The 18792-nt window shown below is 68.6% G+C and carries 21 protein-coding genes and 1 tRNA gene; 6 read left to right on the forward strand and 16 right to left on the reverse strand.

Features of this window, described 5'->3' with window-relative positions:
* Window positions 1-331 precede the first annotated feature (331 nt).
* The 7 genes from OG555_RS08000 to OG555_RS08030 form a co-directional block, all read right to left on the reverse strand.
* A complete protein-coding gene (locus OG555_RS08000; RefSeq protein WP_329482167.1) occupies window positions 332-1525 on the reverse strand; it encodes an MFS transporter in 1194 nt (397 codons plus the stop codon).
* Window positions 1525-2343 carry an IclR family transcriptional regulator gene (locus OG555_RS08005; protein WP_329482168.1) on the reverse strand — a complete coding sequence of 273 codons (819 nt, stop codon included), beginning with the start codon at window positions 2341-2343 and terminating at the stop codon, window positions 1525-1527. Before OG555_RS08005 ends, OG555_RS08000 begins: the two co-directional genes overlap by 1 nt.
* Before the next feature lie 99 nt (window positions 2344-2442).
* Window positions 2443-2841 (reverse strand): type II toxin-antitoxin system VapC family toxin, encoded by a 399-nt coding sequence (locus OG555_RS08010; RefSeq protein ID WP_329482169.1) that lies wholly within the window; start codon window positions 2839-2841, stop codon window positions 2443-2445.
* A 31-nt stretch (window positions 2842-2872) separates the two neighbouring features.
* Window positions 2873-3142 carry a type II toxin-antitoxin system prevent-host-death family antitoxin gene (locus OG555_RS08015; protein WP_329482170.1) on the reverse strand — a complete coding sequence of 90 codons (270 nt, stop codon included), beginning with the start codon at window positions 3140-3142 and terminating at the stop codon, window positions 2873-2875.
* 63 nt (window positions 3143-3205) lie between these two features.
* Complete coding sequence (locus tag OG555_RS08020; RefSeq protein ID WP_328526092.1) at window positions 3206-3607, reverse strand: RidA family protein; 402 nt, start codon at window positions 3605-3607, stop codon at window positions 3206-3208.
* Between the two features lie 15 nt (window positions 3608-3622).
* Window positions 3623-4357: an IclR family transcriptional regulator gene (locus OG555_RS08025; RefSeq protein WP_329482171.1), complete on the reverse strand. Its 735-nt coding sequence runs from the start codon at window positions 4355-4357 to the stop codon at window positions 3623-3625.
* Window positions 4354-5340 carry a sugar kinase gene (locus OG555_RS08030; RefSeq protein ID WP_329482172.1) on the reverse strand — a complete coding sequence of 329 codons (987 nt, stop codon included), beginning with the start codon at window positions 5338-5340 and terminating at the stop codon, window positions 4354-4356. The genes OG555_RS08025 and OG555_RS08030 overlap by 4 nt, the downstream gene beginning before the upstream one ends.
* A 141-nt stretch (window positions 5341-5481) precedes the next feature.
* Here OG555_RS08030 and OG555_RS08035 point away from each other — a divergent pair, with 141 nt between their 5' ends.
* Genes OG555_RS08035 through OG555_RS08045 form a run of 3 tightly spaced genes read left to right on the forward strand, consistent with a single transcriptional unit; the run spans window position 5482 to window position 9036 of the window.
* Window positions 5482-6789, forward strand: a complete 1308-nt coding sequence (locus OG555_RS08035; RefSeq protein ID WP_329482173.1) for an amino acid deaminase — start codon at window positions 5482-5484, stop codon at window positions 6787-6789.
* A gap of 1 nt (window position 6790) precedes the next feature.
* Window positions 6791-8398 carry an N-acyl-D-amino-acid deacylase family protein gene (locus OG555_RS08040; RefSeq protein WP_329482174.1) on the forward strand — a complete coding sequence of 536 codons (1608 nt, stop codon included), beginning with the start codon at window positions 6791-6793 and terminating at the stop codon, window positions 8396-8398.
* Entirely contained in the window at window positions 8395-9036 is a 642-nt protein-coding gene (locus OG555_RS08045) for a bifunctional 4-hydroxy-2-oxoglutarate aldolase/2-dehydro-3-deoxy-phosphogluconate aldolase (RefSeq protein ID WP_329482175.1), read from the forward strand. Before OG555_RS08040 ends, OG555_RS08045 begins: the two co-directional genes overlap by 4 nt.
* A 7-nt stretch (window positions 9037-9043) precedes the next feature.
* Here OG555_RS08045 and OG555_RS08050 read toward each other — a convergent pair whose 3' ends face one another.
* Genes OG555_RS08050 through OG555_RS08060 form a run of 3 tightly spaced genes read right to left on the reverse strand, consistent with a single transcriptional unit; the run spans window position 9044 to window position 11671 of the window.
* Complete coding sequence (locus tag OG555_RS08050; protein ID WP_329482176.1) at window positions 9044-9736, reverse strand: DUF4097 family beta strand repeat-containing protein; 693 nt, start codon at window positions 9734-9736, stop codon at window positions 9044-9046.
* Window positions 9736-10380: a response regulator transcription factor gene (locus tag OG555_RS08055; RefSeq protein WP_329484785.1), complete on the reverse strand. Its 645-nt coding sequence runs from the start codon at window positions 10378-10380 to the stop codon at window positions 9736-9738. Before OG555_RS08055 ends, OG555_RS08050 begins: the two co-directional genes overlap by 1 nt.
* 13 nt (window positions 10381-10393) lie before the next feature.
* Window positions 10394-11671 (reverse strand): sensor histidine kinase, encoded by a 1278-nt coding sequence (locus OG555_RS08060; RefSeq protein WP_329482177.1) that lies wholly within the window; start codon window positions 11669-11671, stop codon window positions 10394-10396.
* 165 nt (window positions 11672-11836) lie between these two features.
* Between OG555_RS08060 and OG555_RS08065 the strand changes: the two genes are divergently transcribed.
* Window positions 11837-12331, forward strand: coding sequence for a hypothetical protein (locus tag OG555_RS08065; protein ID WP_329482178.1), 495 nt, complete (start codon window positions 11837-11839; stop codon window positions 12329-12331).
* On the opposite strand, the gene srmL is transcribed toward OG555_RS08065, so the two are convergent.
* Complete coding sequence (gene srmL, locus OG555_RS08070; protein WP_329482179.1) at window positions 12328-13449, reverse strand: PheS-related mystery ligase SrmL; 1122 nt, start codon at window positions 13447-13449, stop codon at window positions 12328-12330. The genes OG555_RS08065 and srmL overlap by 4 nt on opposite strands.
* Window positions 13450-13722: 273 nt before the next feature.
* Between srmL and OG555_RS08075 the strand changes: the two genes are divergently transcribed.
* Window positions 13723-14766 (forward strand): alpha-hydroxy acid oxidase, encoded by a 1044-nt coding sequence (locus tag OG555_RS08075; protein ID WP_329482180.1) that lies wholly within the window; start codon window positions 13723-13725, stop codon window positions 14764-14766.
* A 13-nt stretch (window positions 14767-14779) separates the two neighbouring features.
* Window positions 14780-15679: a methionyl-tRNA formyltransferase gene (locus OG555_RS08080; RefSeq protein WP_329482181.1), complete on the forward strand. Its 900-nt coding sequence runs from the start codon at window positions 14780-14782 to the stop codon at window positions 15677-15679.
* 32 nt (window positions 15680-15711) lie between these two features.
* On the opposite strand, the gene rplA is transcribed toward OG555_RS08080, so the two are convergent.
* From rplA to OG555_RS08105, 5 genes are all read right to left on the reverse strand, one after another.
* A complete protein-coding gene (rplA, locus tag OG555_RS08085; RefSeq protein WP_329482182.1) occupies window positions 15712-16434 on the reverse strand; it encodes a 50S ribosomal protein L1 in 723 nt (240 codons plus the stop codon).
* A 123-nt stretch (window positions 16435-16557) separates the two neighbouring features.
* Window positions 16558-16989 carry a 50S ribosomal protein L11 gene (rplK, locus tag OG555_RS08090; protein WP_328526079.1) on the reverse strand — a complete coding sequence of 144 codons (432 nt, stop codon included), beginning with the start codon at window positions 16987-16989 and terminating at the stop codon, window positions 16558-16560.
* A gap of 12 nt (window positions 16990-17001) precedes the next feature.
* Window positions 17002-17928: a transcription termination/antitermination protein NusG gene (gene nusG / locus OG555_RS08095; protein WP_442914522.1), complete on the reverse strand. Its 927-nt coding sequence runs from the start codon at window positions 17926-17928 to the stop codon at window positions 17002-17004.
* 353 nt (window positions 17929-18281) lie between these two features.
* A complete protein-coding gene (gene secE / locus OG555_RS08100) occupies window positions 18282-18524 on the reverse strand; it encodes a preprotein translocase subunit SecE (protein ID WP_130384685.1) in 243 nt (80 codons plus the stop codon).
* 56 nt (window positions 18525-18580) lie between these two features.
* Window positions 18581-18653, reverse strand: a tRNA-Trp gene (locus OG555_RS08105).
* Window positions 18654-18792 lie beyond the last annotated feature (139 nt).

Here is an 18792-nt window from a genome sequence, read left to right on the forward strand (position 1 = left end):
TCGGCGTCTTGGCGGCTGATCGCAATCCCTCGCATGCAGCTATATTAGAATATGTGTTCGATCAACTCAAATCGTCAAGCCTTCGGCATTGGAGTGGAAAGTTGTTACAGGCAGGCGATCCGATGGATTGTTTGCCCATGGCAATAATCCCGCCAGGATGCACGATGCAGTCTTCCAGGCAGTCGCAGTGTCTAGCTTCCGATCGCCGGCAGCCCCCAGCCGGGAGTCAGCACTCACCTCGATGAACCCGTCCCCGGCTCCTGTCCGCGGGCCACGCTGGTGAGGCCAGTCACTACACAGGGAAGCATTCGCGCTGCCGGCAGTATCGCGCTCAGCTGGTCACCTTGACCGTGGGATGCGGTGGAATCCACCGACTCATCGCGGCGGCCGCGGCCCAGCCGGTGCCGCCCATGATGACGATCGCTGGGCCGAGCCCGAGCAATGCGGTGGCGCCGGCCAGCAGGAGTGGGCCGACGCCATTGCCGGTGTCGGCGAACAACCGGAACGCCCCCAGGAACTGGGCTCTGCCGACGGATGGAGACGCGTCGGCGCCGAGCGTCATGATCACGCCGGCTCCTAGCCCGTTGCCGACGCCCATCAGCAACGCGACCGCGGTCAAGGTCGCGGTGGAGTGCGTGAGTGGCAGCAGCAGGTGTGCGAACCCGAGGACGAGCATCGACGGTACGGCGACCCATTTGCGGCCAAGGCGGTCCATCACCGAACCCGCCGGATAGAACAGCAGCATGTCGACCGCACCGGACAGCCCGAAGATGATGCTGGTGGTCTGCGCATCCAGACCGATGTGCAGCGCCCACAGCGGGATCACCACCTGCCGCGACGCGCGGACCGCGCCGACCAGCAATGCTCCGACGCCAAGGGTCCGCAACACCGGGAGGTGATCCCGGATCACGGCCCAGGTCGACTGTGCGGCGACCGGTCGGCTTCCGCGCGTACGCCGTACCGACTCGACGTCGGGCAGGCTGAGCAGGACCGCGCAGGCCAGCACCGCGCACACGAAGTGCACCCAGTAGGCGCCGTGGGTGCCGAGGAACTTCATCGCGGCAGCACCGAGGAACGGGCCGATGAAGGAGCCGATGCGCTGGACGCCGCCGAGAGTCGACAGGGCGCGGGCCCGTAGCTCGATCGGGACGGCTTCACTCAGGTACGCCTGCCGGGCCAGACCCCAGACTGCACCGGCCAGCCCGGTGCAGCCGATCGCGATGGCCAGGCCCCAGACCGTCGGCACCAGCAGACAGGCCAGCAGGGCCAACGAGACGAGGACAGTCGCCCCCAGCATCGCGCGTCGCTCACCGATCCGGTTGGTCAGCGCACCGGCGGGGATGTCGCCGATCACCTGCCCGAGCCCGGCGGCCGCGACGACCAGCCCGGCAACGGCCGCCGAGGCGCCGAGGTGTGTGGCCGACAACGCTACGACCGGTGCGATCGCGCCCTGGCCGATGCCGTAGAGCAACGCGGGCAGATAGATCGCGGGCGCGATCTTCAGCAGATCCTTGGCCTGGGACATCACCGGCTGCCGGCCAGCGCCGTACTGCGATCCCGGGCGGCTGGGGTGGCGCCGAGCAGCTCGGACACCGACCAGGCGGCCGCGACGATCCTCATTCCGAACTCCTCCATTCGCTCCACCGGCATCCGCATCTCGGGACCGGAGACACTCAGGCAGCCCGCCACCTGACCGGAGTGGTCGAAGACCGGCGCCGCGACACTGCGGATCCCCGGCGTGCGCTCCGCCATCGACAGCGCGAACCCGCGCTCACGGATCTCGGCGAACTGGGCGGCCAGCACGACCGGATCGGTGATGGTCTGCGGGAGCACCTGCTCGAGGTGACCGGCGAGAGCCTCCTGTTGCCGCTCCCACGACAGGAAGGCCAGCAACGCCTTCCCGGGCGCACCTTGCGGCAACGTGACCGGCAGGCCGAACTCGGTGTAAGTACGGCGCAACTGGTGCTGGCTCTCGACTTGGTCGAGCACAACGCGCTGGCCGGACGGCAGCAACTCGTGCACAGCCGCGGTCTCCCCGGTGTCGTCACGGAGCATCCGCAGTACTGGCATCGCAGCATCACGCAAGGACGCCGGGATCCCACCGCTGTGAGCCAACTGAGCCACCAGCGGACCGATCGCATACCTCCGGTGAGCGGTCTGCCGCACCAGTCCGTTCTCCTGCATCGCCAACAGCAGCCGATGCACCGTGCTGGTCGACAGACCGGTAGCCCGAGCCAGGTCACTGATCCCCAGCTCATGCGTCCGCGCGTCGAAGCACCGCAGGATCGCGACGGCTCGATCAATCGACTGCACCGATCCCCGTCGCTCCGACATTTCCTGCATTGCGAAATCGTATCCCGCGATGCGGGAAGCCTGGAAGGCGCATCCCACCACCCGGACCAGAGGTCCAGCAGGCGATGACCTTCTCGCTGCCGCTGGCCGCTACTGATTGGGCGGGCGGGTGACCCGAACCACGGTGAGGAGATCCTCGAGGCCCTTGAAGTCGTCGGGGTTGGTGGTGAACAGCGGAAGTTCCTCGGCGACCGCGATGCTGGCGATCATCAGGTCGGCGACGCGACGCCGTGGCGTCCGGCCCGCGGCGACGACGGCCGCGCAGATCCGTCCGTAGATCCTGGCAGCGTCGGCATCGAAGGGGATCGGGTCGAACTCGTTCTCGGCCCGCTGGAGAATGTCCATCCGGCGTGCCCGCTCCACGTGTTCGTCGTACCCACTGTCACGGCGCACCTGATGCGGGCCGGCGGAGAGCTCGGCCAGGGTGATCGAGGTGATGGCCATCTCGGCCGGCAACTCGCCCGGATCGATCCACCTGCGCAAGATCATGATGTTGGTGTCGAGTAGACCCTGCTCGTGTTCACCGGGCATACGGGTCGTCCGGCTCCTGATCGACGAGGGCATCCTGATCGGCCCGGAAGTCGTCCAGCGAGACGTCCGGCGCGGTCCGGGACATCGCGGCGAACTCGGCCCGCGGAACGAACCGCCGCCGGCGGCGCAGCGGAACCAGTTCGCCGATGCGATGTCCGTCCCGCGTGACGATGAAGACCTGGCCGCTCTGGACGGCGTCCATGATCTCCCTGGACCGCGTGCGCAGATCGCGTTGGGTGATCTCCGGAAGTCCGCTCATGCACCCAGGATAGCCACCTAGTAGCACCTGGTGCTACTAGGTGGCACCTGCCGTCTGCCGGACTCAGCTCAGGACGGCGAGGGCGTCGATTTCTACCAGCATGTCGGGGAGGGGAAGGCCGGTGAAGACGGTCGTGCGGGAGGGGAGGACGCCGCTCGGGGTGCGGCTGGACATGAACTCGGCGTACGCCTCGTTCATGGCGGTGAAGTTGTCGCGGGTGGTGAGGTAGACGCGCAGCATCAGCACGTCGTCGATGCTCGCACCGCCGGCCTTCAGGATCGCCTCGATGTTCTGCAGGACGCGGGTGGTCTGGCCCTTCACGTCGCCGGTGAAGACGAACTCACCGCTCGGGTCGACGGACCCCTGGCCGGACACCTGCAGGATGTTGCCCTTGCGCACTCCCTGCGAGAACACCGGCATCGGAGCGGGTGCGTCGGTGGTGGAGATGACGGTCTTGTCGGACATCGCGTCTGACACCTCTCAGTTGTAGTCGGCACTGATGGCTGCGGCGGTGGCGAGCAGGTCGGGCAGGAGCTCGAGCACCTGGTCATAGTTCAGCAGTACGTCGGGAACCGACAGGGACACGGCCCCGACGATCCGCCCGTCATGGTCCTTCACCGGCGCACCGATGCAGTTCATGAACGACTCGTGCTCGGCCCGGTCCTGCGCCCAGCCACGCGCCCGGACCTCGTCCAGCTCGTCCCGCAGTGTGTCCGGATCGGTGATCGTGTGCGGCGTGTAGGCGTGGTAGTCGATCGACGCCAGCAATGCCTCCCGCTGCCGCTCGGGCTGTGCAGCCAGCAGCACCTTCCCGACCGCGGTGCAGTGCAGTGCCGCCGGTACGCCGACCTGCGAGTACATCCGCACCGACCGCACACTGTCGAGCTTGTCGATGTAGACGACCTCACCGTTGTCCCACGCGGCCAGATGCACGGTCTGCCCGGTCTTCTGGTTCAGCTCGCGCAGATGCGGTGCCGCGACCTCTCGTACGACGTGTTGCTCGCGGGCAACGTCCGCAAGGGCGAACAGTCGCGACCCCAACCGATACCGGTGCGCCGCGTCACGCCGTACGAACCGCTCTGCCTCCATGGTCCGCAGCAGCCGCAGCACCGTCGTCTTGTGTACGCCGAGCTCCGTCGCCAACTGGTCGAGCGACCGCTCCCCCTCGCCCAGGTTGGCGAGGATCTGCAGGGCTCTCCCGAGGCTCTGACTCATGCCACGCCGACCTTCGTCGCCGCCCACTCCTCGTCGGAACAGGTCAACAAGCGCTCGCGAACACCGAGCTCCAGCGGCGCGGCGTGGTCCTCTGGCACAGTCAGCACCGCCGCAGCATTCAGATGCCCGAGCCGCAGCCGCTGCTTCATCGGCAGGCCCTGCAACGTCCCCGCCAGGAAGCCGGCCGCGAACGCGTCGCCCGCCCCCACCGGCTCGACCACATCGACCGTCAGCGCAGGAACCTCGGTGCGACGCCCGTCCGGCTCCAGCACGAGCGCAGTGTGCGCATCGTTCTTCACCACCAGCGTGCACCCCCTACCGAGGCGTTCGTGCAGCTCAGCGGGGTCATTGGTGCCCGCGAACACCAGAGCCTCGTCAGCACCGATCAGTACGACGTCAGCCGCGCGGAGCACTCGCCAGAGCGGCTCCGGGTCCTTGTCCCGCCACAACACGGGCCGCCAGTTGAGGTCGACGCTCAGCAGGTAGTTGCGAGGCTGCGCAGCCAACTGCTCGACCATCTGCGCCGCGCTGTCGGAGATGGCCACAGTGATACCGGTGGTGTGCACGAGCTCGGCGTTCGCCAGCCGCTTCTGCACCGCCGGCCGATCCAGGAACGCCGGATCCATAGCGGCAGCTGCCGAACCAGTGCGGTAGTAGTGCATCCGGGTGCGCCCGTCCCGGGACTCCTTCGCGTAGAGCGCCGTCGGCCGGTCCGGGTCCAGCTCGACCCCGCCGACCTCGACACCTCGCCCCTGCAGATCACGCAGTACGTGCGCGCCGAAGCCGTCGTCGCCGAGCCGCGAGATCCAGCCGGTCGCGATCCCCAGGGCCGCCAGGCCGCCGGCCACGTTGCACTCGGCGCCACCGACCGACCGCCGGAACGACTCCACATCCGCCAGCGGCACCCCGGTCTCCCCGGCGAGCATGATCATCGCCTCGCCGACGCAGACCGCGGCGGGCGTCTCAGGGAGCGGTTCGCGCATCGGCACTCCACAGGGGTGAGGTGATGGGATGGGTGTGAAACACCCGTCATTGACGCAACTTTGGGCGCGATGCTACAACCGTGAGGTCAGTATGCGCAACGCACGTTGCATATGCTGCAACTCCATCCCTCAGGAGAACAGATGCCTGCTTACGATGCCGACGCCGTCGCCGCTCTCGCCGACCAGCAGGTGAGCTGGCAGGACAAGGCCCTGCCACCCGCGTTCTGGGGCCGGACCGTCGCCGAGGTCCTCGCCGACAAGCCCCGCCTCTCCCAGCTGCCGACCCCGCTGATGACGCTGTCCGCGCCCGGCCTGCGGCACAACGTGGACACGCTCGCCCGCTGGAGCGCCCACCACGGCGTCGACCTCGCGCCCCACGGCAAGACGACGATGGCGCCCGCGCTCTGGGCCATGCAACTCGACGCCGGCGCCTGGGCGATCACCCTGGCCAACGTGTTCCAGCTCGGCGTCGCCCGCGCGTACGGCGTCCGCCGGGTGCTGATCGCGAACGCGGTGATCTCCCCGCTGCAACTGCGCTGGATCGCCGACGAGCTCGAGGCCGACCCGGACTTCGAGGTCCTGGTCTGGGCCGATTCGGTCCGGACCGTCGAACTCATGGAGGCGGCCCGTTCGGCGCATGTCGGTCCCGGTGCGCGGAAGCTCGACGTACTGGTCGAGGTCGGTGGTCTCGGCGGCCGGACCGGCGCGCGGGACGCCGACACCGCGCTGGCCGTCGGCGAGGCGATCGCGGACGCGCCATCACTGCGGCTCGCGGGGGTCGCCGGATACGAGGGCGCGATCGGGCACGGCGTGGCGGAGGCGGATCTCGAGGAGGTCCGCGCGTACCTCCGCACGCTGGCCGGGATCCACACCCGCTTGCTGCAGAGGCGTTGGTACGACGAGGACGTCGTACCGGTGGTGAGCGCCGGAGGCAGCCAGTACTTCGACGACGTCGCTCAGGTGCTCGCTCCGCTGGCCAAGGACGGTGCGCGGGTGGTGCTCCGGTCGGGCGCGTACATCGCGCACGACGACGGCATGTATCGCCGGATGTCGCCGCTCGGCGAGTCGCCCCGGACGGACGGCGATCGGCTGGTCGCCGCGATGCACGGGTGGGTCCGGATCACGTCCCAACCCGAGCCCGGGCTGGCGATCTTCGACGCGGGCCGGCGCGATCTGCCGTTCGACCAGGACCTGCCCGAGCCGCAGCTGATCCGGCCGCGCTCGGACGGCGAACCGGTCCTCGCGGCCGACGGCATGACCGTGACCAACCTCAACGACCAGCACGGCTTCCTGCACTTCGACGGCGTCCCGGTGGTGATCGGCGACGAGCTCCGGATCGGGCTGTCCCATCCGTGTACGGCGTTCGACAAGTGGGGGCTGATCCCGGTCGTGGACGACCCGGACGCGGCCGATCCGGTCGTGGTCGACCTGGTCCGGACGTTCTTCTGAGATGGCCGAGCTGCTGATCACGGGCGCCTCCGTCATCGACGGCTCCGGCGCTCCCGGCGTCCGCGCCGACGTCGCGGTCGAGGCCGGCCGGATCGTGGCCATCGGCAACGACCTGGCGACGTCGGCGGCCCGGTCGATCGACGCCGCGGGGCTGGTGCTGTCGCCCGGGTTCATCGACATGCACGCGCACTCCGACCTGCAGATCCTGGTGAATCCGGATCACACCGCGAAGGTCAGCCAGGGCGTCACCTTGGAGGTACTCGGCCAGGACGGCCTGTCGTTCGCGCCGATCGACGACCCGACCCGGTCTGCCGTACGTCGCCAGATCGCCGGCTGGAACGGTGAGCCGGACGACTTCGACTTCAGCTGGTCGACCGTCGCCGGATACCTCGACCGGCTCGACCAGGGCATCGCCTGCAACGCGGCGTACCTGGTCCCGCAGGGAACGCTACGGATGATGGTCGTCGGCACCTCGAACCGGCCGGCTACCCGCGCCGAACTGGACGCGATGAAAGCCTTGCTGGCCGAAGGACTGCAGCAGGGCGCGGTCGGGATGAGCAGCGGCCTCACCTACACGCCCGGCATGTTCGCGACCACCGACGAACTGGTCGAGCTCTGCGAGGTCGTCGCGCAGTACGGCGGCTACTACGGGCCACACCAACGGTCGTACGGCAAGGGCGCACTCGACGCGTACGGCGAAATGGTCGAGGTCGCCCGACGTTCCGGATGCGCGCTGCACCTGACGCACGCGGTGATGAACTTCGCGCCGAACGCCGGCCGCGGGGCCGACCTGGTCGCGATGATCGACAAGGCCCTCGCGGCCGGCATCGACGTCACCACCGACACCTATCCGTACTTGCCGGGGGCAACCACTCTGGCCGCGATCCTGCCGAGCTGGACCGCGGAGGGCGGCCCGGACGCCCAGCTCGCCCGGCTCCGGGATCCGGCCGCACGGGACCGGATCGCCTACGAGCTCGAGCAGGTCGGCTCGGACGGCTGCCACGGCTGCGTGGTGGAGTGGGAGACCATCGAGATCGGCGGCGTCCGCAACCCGGCTCTGAACGACGCCGTCGGCAGCACGATCGCCGCGATGGCCGCCTCGACCGGCCGACCGCCTGCGGACGTGTTCTTCGACCTGCTGATCGCCGACGACCTCGCCACGTCGATCCTGCAGCACGTCGGCCACGAGGAGAACGTACGGGCGATCATGCGGCATCCCAGCCACACGGGCGGCTCGGACGCGATCCTCGTCGGCGGCAAACCACATCCGCGCTCGTGGGGGACGTTCCCGCGCTACCTGGCCCGCTACGTCCGCGAGCTCGGCGTGCTCGATCTGCCCGACTGCATCCACCACCTGACCGGCCGTCCGGCTCGTCGTCTCCGTCTCCCCGACCGCGGACTCGTCCGCGTCGGCTACCGAGCCGATCTGGTCCTCTTCGATCCGGACACCGTCCAGGACACCGCCACGTTCGAGACCCCCCGCCAACAGGCCACCGGGATTCCGTACGTCTTCGTGAACGGCGTCCCCGTCATCGACGGCGGCCGGCGCACCGACGCGCTTCCGGGCCGCGCAGTCCGTCGTACCACCGTCCGAGAGGAAAGCTCATGACCACCACCCTGGACCTGCTCCGTGCCGACCGGGTGCTGACCGTCGTCCGGGCGTCGGAGATCTCCGACGCCCGGGACCTGTGCGCGGCGTTGGTTGCCGGTGGCATTCATGTCGTGGAGCTCACCTACACCACGCCCGACCTTCCCCGGCACCTCGAGCGCGCCGCTTCCACGGCCGCGGAGACCGGCGCGGTGGTCGGCGCCGGCACCGTCCAGACCGGGGCGCAGGCCAAGCAGGCGATCGACGCCGGCGCGCAGTTCCTCGTCACTCCCGGCCAGGGCCCGGACGCCGCCGCCATCGCCGAGACCGCCCGCAGCGCCGGCATCCCGGTCATCCTCGGCGCCTTCACGCCCTCCGAGGTGATGACGGCGCTCGCGCTCGGCTCCGACGCCGTGAAGATCTTCCCCGCCCACCAGCTGGGGCCGAAGTACTTCAAGGACCTCAACGGCCCTTTCCCCGGTGTGCCCCTGGTCCCCTCCGGCGGCATCAACGCGGGTAACGCGCGCGACTACCTCGCCGCCGGCGCCCTGGCGGTTTCCGCCGGCACCGACGTCGTCTCCCCCGCCGACATCGCCGCCGCGAACTGGGAAACCATCACCGCCAAGGCCCAGACGTTCTGCGCCGCCCTAGCTCTCTAGCAACTCGCTACTGCACGGTGATGCTGCCGTAGCTCGTCCGCAGGAAGAGGTGGTGGGTGGAGCCCGGGTCGTTGGGGAGGTCGAGCTGGTTGGAGCCTTGGGCCGCGACGGCATCGATCGCATAGGTCGCTGTCCGTGGGAGTTGAACGGTGAGAGAGCCATCACTGGCCGTCGCAGTCACCTGGTCCGGCGGACTGTCGAAGAACAGGTTGATCGAACCACGCCGGACGTCCACCGAGACCCGGGAAGTCCGCAACCGATTCATGTCGACCGATCCGTCGCTCACGTCCACAGTGAGCGGCGAAGACACCCCGGCCACGTCGAGCGACGCCCGCTCCACTTTCGCCTGGACCGCGGCCGCCGTCGGCACCTCCACCGTGAGGTCGACCGCGCAGTGTGGATCGGGACAACTCGTGTGCACGGTCAGGAATCCACCGATCGTCGTCACCTCGATCGCGGGCCGCGCGACCGCATACGACCCGTCCACGGTCACGTGCACCTCAGCATCCGCACTGGCCAGCAGTTGCGCCGGCACATCCGACACAACCTGCACCCCCTGCGACCCGGGGACGAACGAAGCCGAGTAGCTGTACGGCAACTTCCCCCGGATCAACGACACCGTCACCGCCGCCGCGGTAACGACAAGCACCAGCAACGGCACCAGCCCGATGATCAGCATCCTCCGCTGCGCGACCGTCATCACGACTCCAGGAACTTGAGTACGGCGAGCACCCGACGGTGCTCCCCGTCGGTCGGCGCAAGTCCGAGCTTCAGGAAGATGTTGCTGATGTGCTTCTCCACCGCTCCCTCGCCGACCACGAGAGCCTGCGCGATCCCGGCGTTCGACTTGCCCTCCGCCATCACCCGGAGAACGTCCTGTTCCCGTGGACTCAGCACGGCGAGCGGATCCACCCGGCGCGACCGCACCAGCAACTGCGAGATCACCTCCGGGTCGAGCGCGGCCCCACCATCGCCGACCCGGCGCAACCCGTCGATGAACTGATCCACGTCCGCGACCCGATCCTTGAGCAGATACCCGACCCCGCCGGGGTTGCCCCCGATCAACTCGCTGGCATATCGCTCCTCGACGTACTGCGAGAGCACCAGTACGCCGATCGCCGGGAACTGTTCGCGGATCACGAGTGCGGCGCGCAAACCCTCGTCGGTGAAGGTCGGTGGCATCCGCACGTCGACCACGCACACGTCCGGCCGGTGCTCGTCGACCGCTTTCAGGAGCGCGTCTCCATCACCGACCGCGGCGACCACCGTGCAGTCCTGCTCCAAGAGCAACCGCACGATGCCCTCTCGCAAGAGCACCGAGTCCTCGGCGATCACCACCCGCATTCCTTCTGCCTCCTCAGTCACAGGGCACCTCGGCGATCAGCAGGGTCCCGAGACCCCGTGGACTGGCGAGGGTGAGGATTCCATCGACACCCGAGATCCGGTCGGCCAATCCACGGATCCCGCCGCCGGCGGCCGCATTCGCACCACCCTGCCCGTCGTCACGCACCTCGATCTTGAGGAACCTGCCGACCCGCGTGATCGTGACCCACGCCTGGGCCGCGGCGGCGTGCTTGGCGACGTTGGTCAGCGCTTCGGTCACGACGAAGTACGCGATCGACTCGACCGTCAGCGACGGCCTGGGGTCCACGTCGACCGTCACCCGCACCGGTACCGGTGACCGAGCGGCGACCGCCGAGATCGCCGCGTCGAGACCGCGGTCCGACAGCACCGGCGGATGCAGTCCTCGCGTCAGATCGCGGATCTCCGCGATCGCCTGCATCGCCTCCGAATGCGCCTCCTCGATCAGCGAGCGCACTGCGGGATCCTTCCCGCCCAGCCGGTTCTTCGCCCGGCCGAGGGTCATCGCCAGCGAGACCAGCCGTTGCTGGGCTCCGTCGTGCAGGTCGCGTTCCATCCGCCGCCGCTCGGCCTCGACCGAGTCGACGACCTGCTGGCGGCTCGTCACGAGCTGCGTCACGCGCTCCGCCAGCGCACCGGTCTCGGACCGGCCGAGCAACGTCCGCGCCAGCTGTCCGTCCAGCGCCGACGCCTGGCGCATCAACAACGGCGACACCACCAGCAGAAAGATCCCACCGATCACTGCGGCCACCGAGGCCTTCGTCATCGTGTCGATCACGAACGGCCCGAGCTGCGCCTGCGACGCGGCGAACTGCCAGTAGTACGCCGGCAATCCGATCAGCACCGGCGGCACCGACCAGGCGAAGAAGATCGCCCCGAGCCATATTATTGCCATCGGCAACAGCAGGACGTAGTACAGGAACTGCCGCCACAAACCCCGATCGGTCAGCGCCGCCCGGGCGTCGGCGATCCGCGACCCGGTCGGCGCCGGTGGCACCAGCGGCGGAACCTCTTGCCCCCGCGTGATCCGCGCCCGCGTCCGCTCCCACCCGGCCACCGCGTACACGAGTCGATTCGCGCCGACGGTCAGCGGGATGCCGACGTACGCGAGTGGCCGCGCCAGGACGGCAACCGTCACCGCACCCAGCACCAGCAGACCGGACGTGAGCACGACGAACGCGTCGCCGAGCAGGTGGATCGTTGCCAACCACAAGTACGGCGACCGCCACAGCCGCCACGGCGCCCGGGGGACCGGACTCGCGATCTCCGTCACCCGATCACCTCCCTGTGTCAGCGCGCTGCTCGCACGACACAACCTACGTCGCCGACGCGGCGGCCCATATGAGGACATCCACCGATCTCGCCGGGGGTTAACCCCACCCCGGTTCGTGGGCTGACCGGACTGCGCCGGAAGTCCGCGGCCGGAATGCTCGAAGACATGACGACGACAGTTGCGGACACGGTGGAGGGCAGGCTCGGGGACGCGATCGACGACCGCGTGGCCGACGCGCTGGAGGACTACATCGCCGAAGGGCGGCTGGACGGGAGGATCCGTCCACTCCGCTCCCCCGGCGGCCTGGCCACCGCTGTCGTCGCCGGGGTCGCGGCGGTACTGCTCCCATGGTGCCTGATCCTCGCGGCCACGCTGCCGAGCACCTACCAGGCCGACCACTGGAAGCTCACCTGGATCGGCCTCGACTGCGGGACCGCGATCGCTGCCGGACTGACGGCGTACCTGCTGCACACTCGCAGCAGCTACGCCGCCCTGACTGCTATGGCCGCTGGAACGCTGCTGATCGCCGACGCCTGGTTCGACGTCAGCACAGCGGGTGGCTTCGACCGCAGCCTCTCCGTGGCCGAGGCCCTCTTGCTGGAGCTCCCACTCGCCCTGTGCGCGTTCCTCGTCGCCGCTCGCGAGCTACGGAAGCGCTAACCAATCAGCTCCAGCACCGGCCCCTCGTGCAGTGCCTGGTAGACCTTGTCCCGCAGGGCATTGGCCTCGGAGTCGGTGAGCGTGCGGTCCACCGGCCTGAGGATCAATCTGACCAGAAGGTTCCGCTGGCCCGGGGTCAGTTGGAGACGCTCACGGGCAGCCGCGGCCGGCAGGTCGTCGTACGACGTCTCGCCCAGCACCTCCAGCGACTCCGCGGCATCGGCGTCCACTCCGAGCGCGTCGCGCACCTTGTCACCGAGCACCTCCGCCGACACGTCGGTCGACGCGCCGACTACGACGGACAGGTCGCGGCGGACCGGCGGCATCGACGAGACCGGCTTGTACGGCGCCAGGTCTCGCATCTGACCCGCCACGCGCGGATCCGTTGACCTGAGCAACCGGATGTCCCGGATCCCCTTGCGGAGCATCAGAAGCCGGTCGAGGCCTGGTCCCATGGCCAGTCCGGTCCAGCTGTCGTCCAGACCGGCCCGCCGAAGCACATGCGGCGCGGCGACACCGCACTCACCGATCTCGATCCACTGATCGTCCAGCAGTACGTCGATCTGCCGGCCATGGATCGTGTACGGGTGCACCGCCGGGACCGTCCGGTAGGTCTGACCGGGCAGGACCGTGTCGACCAGGCGGGCGATCATGTCCTCCAGTTCGGGCTCTCCGAGCGCGACGTTGCGACTGATCCGCCACAGGTCGAGCTGATGCGGCGTACCGGTGTGCTGCCAGTCCACCGAGTCGCGGCGGTAGCAGATGCCCGCACAGATCATCAGTACGTCGGACGAGTCGGACTTCGCGAGGTCCCGCAGAGCCGGCGGGATCATCGCCGACGTATGGCTTCGCAGTACTTCGGTCTCCGACGCGTAGCGGGTGTAGCGGGCTTCCCGGGTCACCGCGTCACCGGCGTACCCGAGGTTGTCGTAGTTGTCGGCCAGCGTGACCACGGGATGGTCGCGGCGGGTCCAGATCTCGGTATAGGGCCAGGCCGTGCTGAGCGCCGTACGCAAGGAGTCGACGATCAGCTGGATCGCGTGGGGTCCCTGAGCCGGGTCCGCCAGGTCGCGCAGGGCGAGGGCAGCGTGCAGTTCTTCAGAAGTGAGGACAGACATGAGTTTCTCTCCGGAATGACGGTCTCGACGGGGGGAGACACCCCGGTCGGCCGCGGTCACCTCAGGAGAGAGCGCAGCAGCAGCTCACCCCGTCGGCACCGTCGTGCCGGCCGGGGCGAGGAAATCGCCGCCCGTACTGCGTCATGCCCACCACTGTACCTGTTGCCTCAACACCTCCGCCCCGGATTTCTCCCGGAACCGGACCGGCATTCTCCGCGCATTCTTCCGGAAACTCACCCCCAGGCAGGCGAAACGGGTGCAACGATGGGGCGCATGCGATGGATCGACACTCTCGAAGCCGCGGCTGCGGAGAAGCTGCCCGAGGCCGTGCATCGGTACTTCCGGCAGGGTTCGGCCGGCGGGGTCAGCGTCGGCGAGGCGACCGCGGCCTGGTCGGCGTACCGCTTCCGTCCCCGCGTGCTGAACGACGTCTCCAGGGTCAACCTGCGCACGACCGTGCTCGGCACCCCCGTCGACGCCCCGATCCTGGTCGCGCCGTCGACCCTGCATCGGATGGCCGATCCCGACGGCGAGGTCGCGACGGCAAGAGGCGTAGGTGCGGCCGGGTCGGTGCTCGGCGTCTCCAGCAACGCGGGGACCACGTTCGCCGATTTCGGCGCGACCGGAGTGCCGTGGTGGATGCAGGTCTACATCGTGCGCAATCGCGAGATCACCGAGCGCATGCTCGACGCCGCGGTCGCGGGCGGCGCACGAGCGATCGTGCTCACCGTCGACACCCCGGTAGTCGGCCGGAAGGAGGACGAGGGTGAGACAGTCTGGGATCTCGTCCAGCCTGGGCAACTGCTGGCCAACCTGCCTGAGGGTGAATGGACCGACGACGATCTGGAGAAGGCTGACGACCTGAGCCCGGATGCCATCGGCTGGCTCGCCGATCGCACCGGCCTTCCGGTGGTAGTGAAGGGCGTCCTGCGCGGCGACGACGCCAAGCGGTGCGCGGACGCGGGTGCCGCCGGTGTCATCGTGTCGAACCACGGAGGCCGCCAGCTCGACGGCTCCATCCCCACCGCCCAGGCTCTGCCCGAGGTGGCCGAAGCCCTGGCCGGCACGGGCACCGAGATCTACGTCGACGGCGGCATCCGCCGGGGCGAACACATCCTCACCGCTCTGGCCCTGGGCGCCCGCGCCGTCTTCGTCGGCCGTCCCGCCCTCTGGGCCCTGACCGTCGGCTCCGCCGCCGGCGTCACCCGCCTCCTCACGGACCTCGCCACCGAGCTGGATCACACCCTCCGCCTAGCCGGCCACCCTACGCCGGCCTCCTTGACCCCAGACCTCGTAACGACCCGCTTCACCAACTGATCGGAACCGTCTGATGAGCGTATCCAGCGGTGTGGAAGGTTTGCGGATCGTCAGTCTGAACGCGTTCCTGCCCGGACACCGGCTGGTGCACGACTTCGCGGCGCGCAACGGGCACGAGGTCGTGCTGGTAGTGACGTTGCCCGAGACCGGGCGGTACGGCGCTGCCGTGCAGCCGATGGTGGCGGGGCTGCCGGAAGAGACGAACGTGTTGATCACCCGGAAGCTACGGACGGTGGCCGCACCGGTGATCGATGCGCTGCGCCCGGATGTAGTCATCTCTGCGGCGTTCCCCCGGCTGATTCCGGCCGAGATCCTGGAGATCCCGAAGTACGGCGCGATCAACTGTCATCCGTCACCTCTGCCGGCCGGGCGGGGCCCGACGCCGCAGCGGTTGATCTATGAAGGCGACGAGCGGATCGGGGCGACTGTGCATCGGACGGCGGCCGAGTTCGACACGGGCGCGATCCTCGCCCAGCGGATCGCGCCGCTCCCGGACGACCTCAACGGCACTGGGATCATGCAGGTCTGGGGCGAGCTGCTCAGCCAGTGCCTGGACGAGGCTGTGCCCGGCCTGGTCGCCGGCGATCCAGGTGTACCGCAAGATCCCGCCGCGGCGAGCGAGGCTCCGCTCTTCACCGAGGAGGAGCTGCTCCTCGACCTGACCGAGCCGTCGGCCGTCGTGCGACGCAAGGCCGCCGCGCTCAATGTGACGTCGCCCCAGGCCCAGGTCCGCCTCGCCGGTACGACGTACGTCGTCACCCGGACCGACGTCGTACCGGCCGGGTCGGTCGGCACGGCCGAGCCAGGCGCCGTCCTCGCAGAACACGGCGACGGCTGGACCGTCCAAACCGCCGACCTACCCCTCCGCCTCACTCAGGCGCCCGGACCTGACAAACAGAAGGACCCCGCGTAGCGCCCGGGGTCCTTCTGGTGCTGGGTTCGAGGTCAGGCCTCGGCCGGCTCCTCGGTGAGGTTGCGGGTCAGGTTGGGGTCAACCTGGACGCCCGGTCCCATCGTGGTCGAGAAGACCGTCTTCTTGATGTAGCGGCCCTTGGAGCTGGCCGGCTTGAGCCGGAGGATCTCCTCGAGCGCGGCGCTGTAGTTCTCCACCAGCTGGGTCTCGTCGAACGAGACCTTGCCGATGATGAAGTGCAGGTTCGCGTGCCGGTCGACCCGGAACTCGATCTTGCCGCCCTTGATGTCGTTCACGGCCTTCACCACGTCCGGGGTGACCGTGCCGGTCTTCGGGTTCGGCATCAGACCACGCGGGCCGAGGACCCGGCCGAGACGGCCGACCTTGCCCATCAGGTCGGGGGTCGCGACGACGGCGTCGAAGTCGAGCCAGCCGTCGGTCACCTTCTTGATCATGTCGTCGTCGCCGACGAAGTCGGCGCCGGCGGCCTTCGCGGCCTCGGCCTTGTCACCGGTGGCGAAGACGAGGACCCGTGCCGTCTTGCCAGTACCGTGCGGAAGGTTGACGGTGCCGCGCACCATCTGGTCGGCCTTGCGGGGGTCGACCCCGAGGCGCATCGCGACGTCGATGGTGGAGTTGAACTTCTTGCCCGTCGCGCCCTGCTTGGCGAACTTGATCGCCTCGAGCGGGGTGTACAGGTGGTCGAAGTCGATCTGATCCGCGATCGAGCGGTAAGCCTTACTGCGCTGTGCCATGTCTGTTCCTCTCTGGGGTGTGGTCGATAGGGCGGCGCTTCGCCCTGCCACAACTGCTTCGATTACTACTCATTCCAACGCGCCACACGTACGACGGATTCCGCCGTACGCGGGCTGGAGCTACTACTTGTCGACGACGACGCCCATCGAGCGGGCGGTGCCCTCGATGATCTTCATCGCGGCGTCGATGTCGCGGGCGTTCAGGTCCGGCATCTTGGTGGTGGCGATCTCGCGGACCTGGTCCTTGGTGATCTTGCCGACCTTGTCCTTCTGCGGGACGGCCGAGCCCTTCTGCAGACCGGCGGCCTTCTTGATCATCTCCGGCGCCGGCGGCGTCTTGGTGACGAAGGTGAAGGAGCGGTCTTCGTAGATGGTGATCTCGACCGGCACGACGTTGCCACGCATGGATTCGGTCTGCGCGTTGTACGCCTTGCAGAACTCCATGATGTTGACGCCGTGCGGACCGAGCGCGGTACCGACCGGCGGGGCGGGCGTCGCGGCGCCGGCCTGGAGCTGCACCTTGACCAGGGCAGCGATCTTCTTCTTGGGAGGCATTCTGTCGGGTCCTTAGACTTTCTGGATCTGGTTGAAGCTGAGTTCCACCGGGGTCTCCCGGCCGAAGATCTCCACCAGGGCCTTGATCCGCTGGGCCTCGGCATTGATCTCCGTGACTGTGGCGTGCAGGGTCGCGAACGGCCCGTCGACCACCATGACCGAGTCGCCCACACCGAAGTCGGCGACCTCGACCTTCTTCTTGGCCGCGGTCTTGGCGGGTGCGGCGCCGGCTTCGGCAGCCGCCTGCTCCGCCGCCGCCACGACGGCCGGAGCGAGCATCTTCTCCACCTCTTCGAGGCTGAGCGGAACCGGCTTCTGGCTGTTCCCGACGAAGCCGGTCACCGACGGCGTGTGCCGAACGGTCGACCAGGACTCGTCGGTCAGGTCCATCCGGACCAGCACGTAGCCGGGGAGCACGGTGCGCTTCACCATCCGGCGCTGCCCGTTCTTGATCTCGGCGACCTCTTCGGTCGGCACGATGATCTCGAAGATGTAGTCCTCCATGTTCAGGGAGTTGATCCGGTTCTCCAGGTTGCCCTTGACCCGGTTCTCCATCCCTGAGTACGTGTGCACCACGTACCAGTCGCCGATCTGCGAGCGCAGCCGGCCGCGCAGCTCCTCGAGCGGGTCGCCCGGCTCTTCCGGCTCGGCGTCCTCGTCAGCAGCAGTCTCGTCGGCAGCGTCATCGTCGGCCTCGGCCGCGGCGGCCGCGACGGCGAGCGCTTCCACATCCGCGTCGTCGTCGGCTTCGTCCGCGTCCGGCGTCGTACCGGCGTCGTTGCTGGAGAAGACCAGCTCGTCGGCGGCGGCGGGCACCTCTTCGGTGCTCTCCGGCGCGGTCTCGGCGGTCTCTTCGGCCAGTTCCTCGGCCGCGTCCTCGACGTCGCCCTCGGTCACCACTTCGGCGTCCTCGGCGTCGTCGGCGGCGGCGACCACCACGACCGGCTCGTCCTCGGAGTCGTCCTCGTCCGCCGGCGGCTCTTCGGCCTCGTCATCGGCGGCGTACTCCTCGACGTCCTCGTCCCCCACCTCGACGTCGGCCTCGTCGTCATCGTCGTCGAGGTTCGCGAACAGGTCGTCGTCGTCCTCGTCGTCGGTGTCGTCCAGGTCGAGATCGAGGTCCAGGTCGATTTCGTCGTCGGAGTCAGCGGATACGTCGAACTCGTCCTCATGGTCGAGGATCTCGTCGTCGCGCTCGGACACGTTGTACTCCGTCATCTCTGCATCGGGTCTTGTCTGGCTTCGGGTCGGGCCGGGGCCCGGGACCTAGGGCGTTCGTGGGCTCGGCGGCCTCAGCCGAAGATCTTGAACATCGCCCAGCCGAAGGCGAGGTCGAGAACCGAGACGATCGCGATGACGAACACCACGAAGGTCAGGACGACCACGAAGTAGGTGGACAGCTGCTTGCGAGTCGGCCAGACGACCTTGCGGAGCTCGGCGACCACCTGGCGGTAGAAGCGGAGCAGGCCCCTGCCCTGCTTGCCTTCCGCAGGCTTGCCGGCGCCGGACGGTGCCGGGGTGCGCGTCTCCGTCACGACCTGACCTCTTTCGCTAGCGGCGGCCTGACCGGCCCTGCGCCGGTCAGGATTTGCAGGGCACGAGGGACTTGAACCCCCAACCTTCGGTTTTGGAGACCGATGCTCTGCCAGTTGAGCTAGTGCCCTCTGCAATCCCTCCGGACGCCGCGCGGGACCTGATCTCGGGCATGCCGGATCAGGGCCACCAACGCCCGGACTAGAAGAGTGTACGGGGTCCGAGCCACCTGGTCGAACTGAGGCTCCACCCGAACGACCCCCCACCGGG

It is taken from the genome of Kribbella sp. NBC_01484 (genome assembly GCF_036227145.1).
In the GTDB taxonomy this organism is placed as follows: domain Bacteria; phylum Actinomycetota; class Actinomycetes; order Propionibacteriales; family Kribbellaceae; genus Kribbella.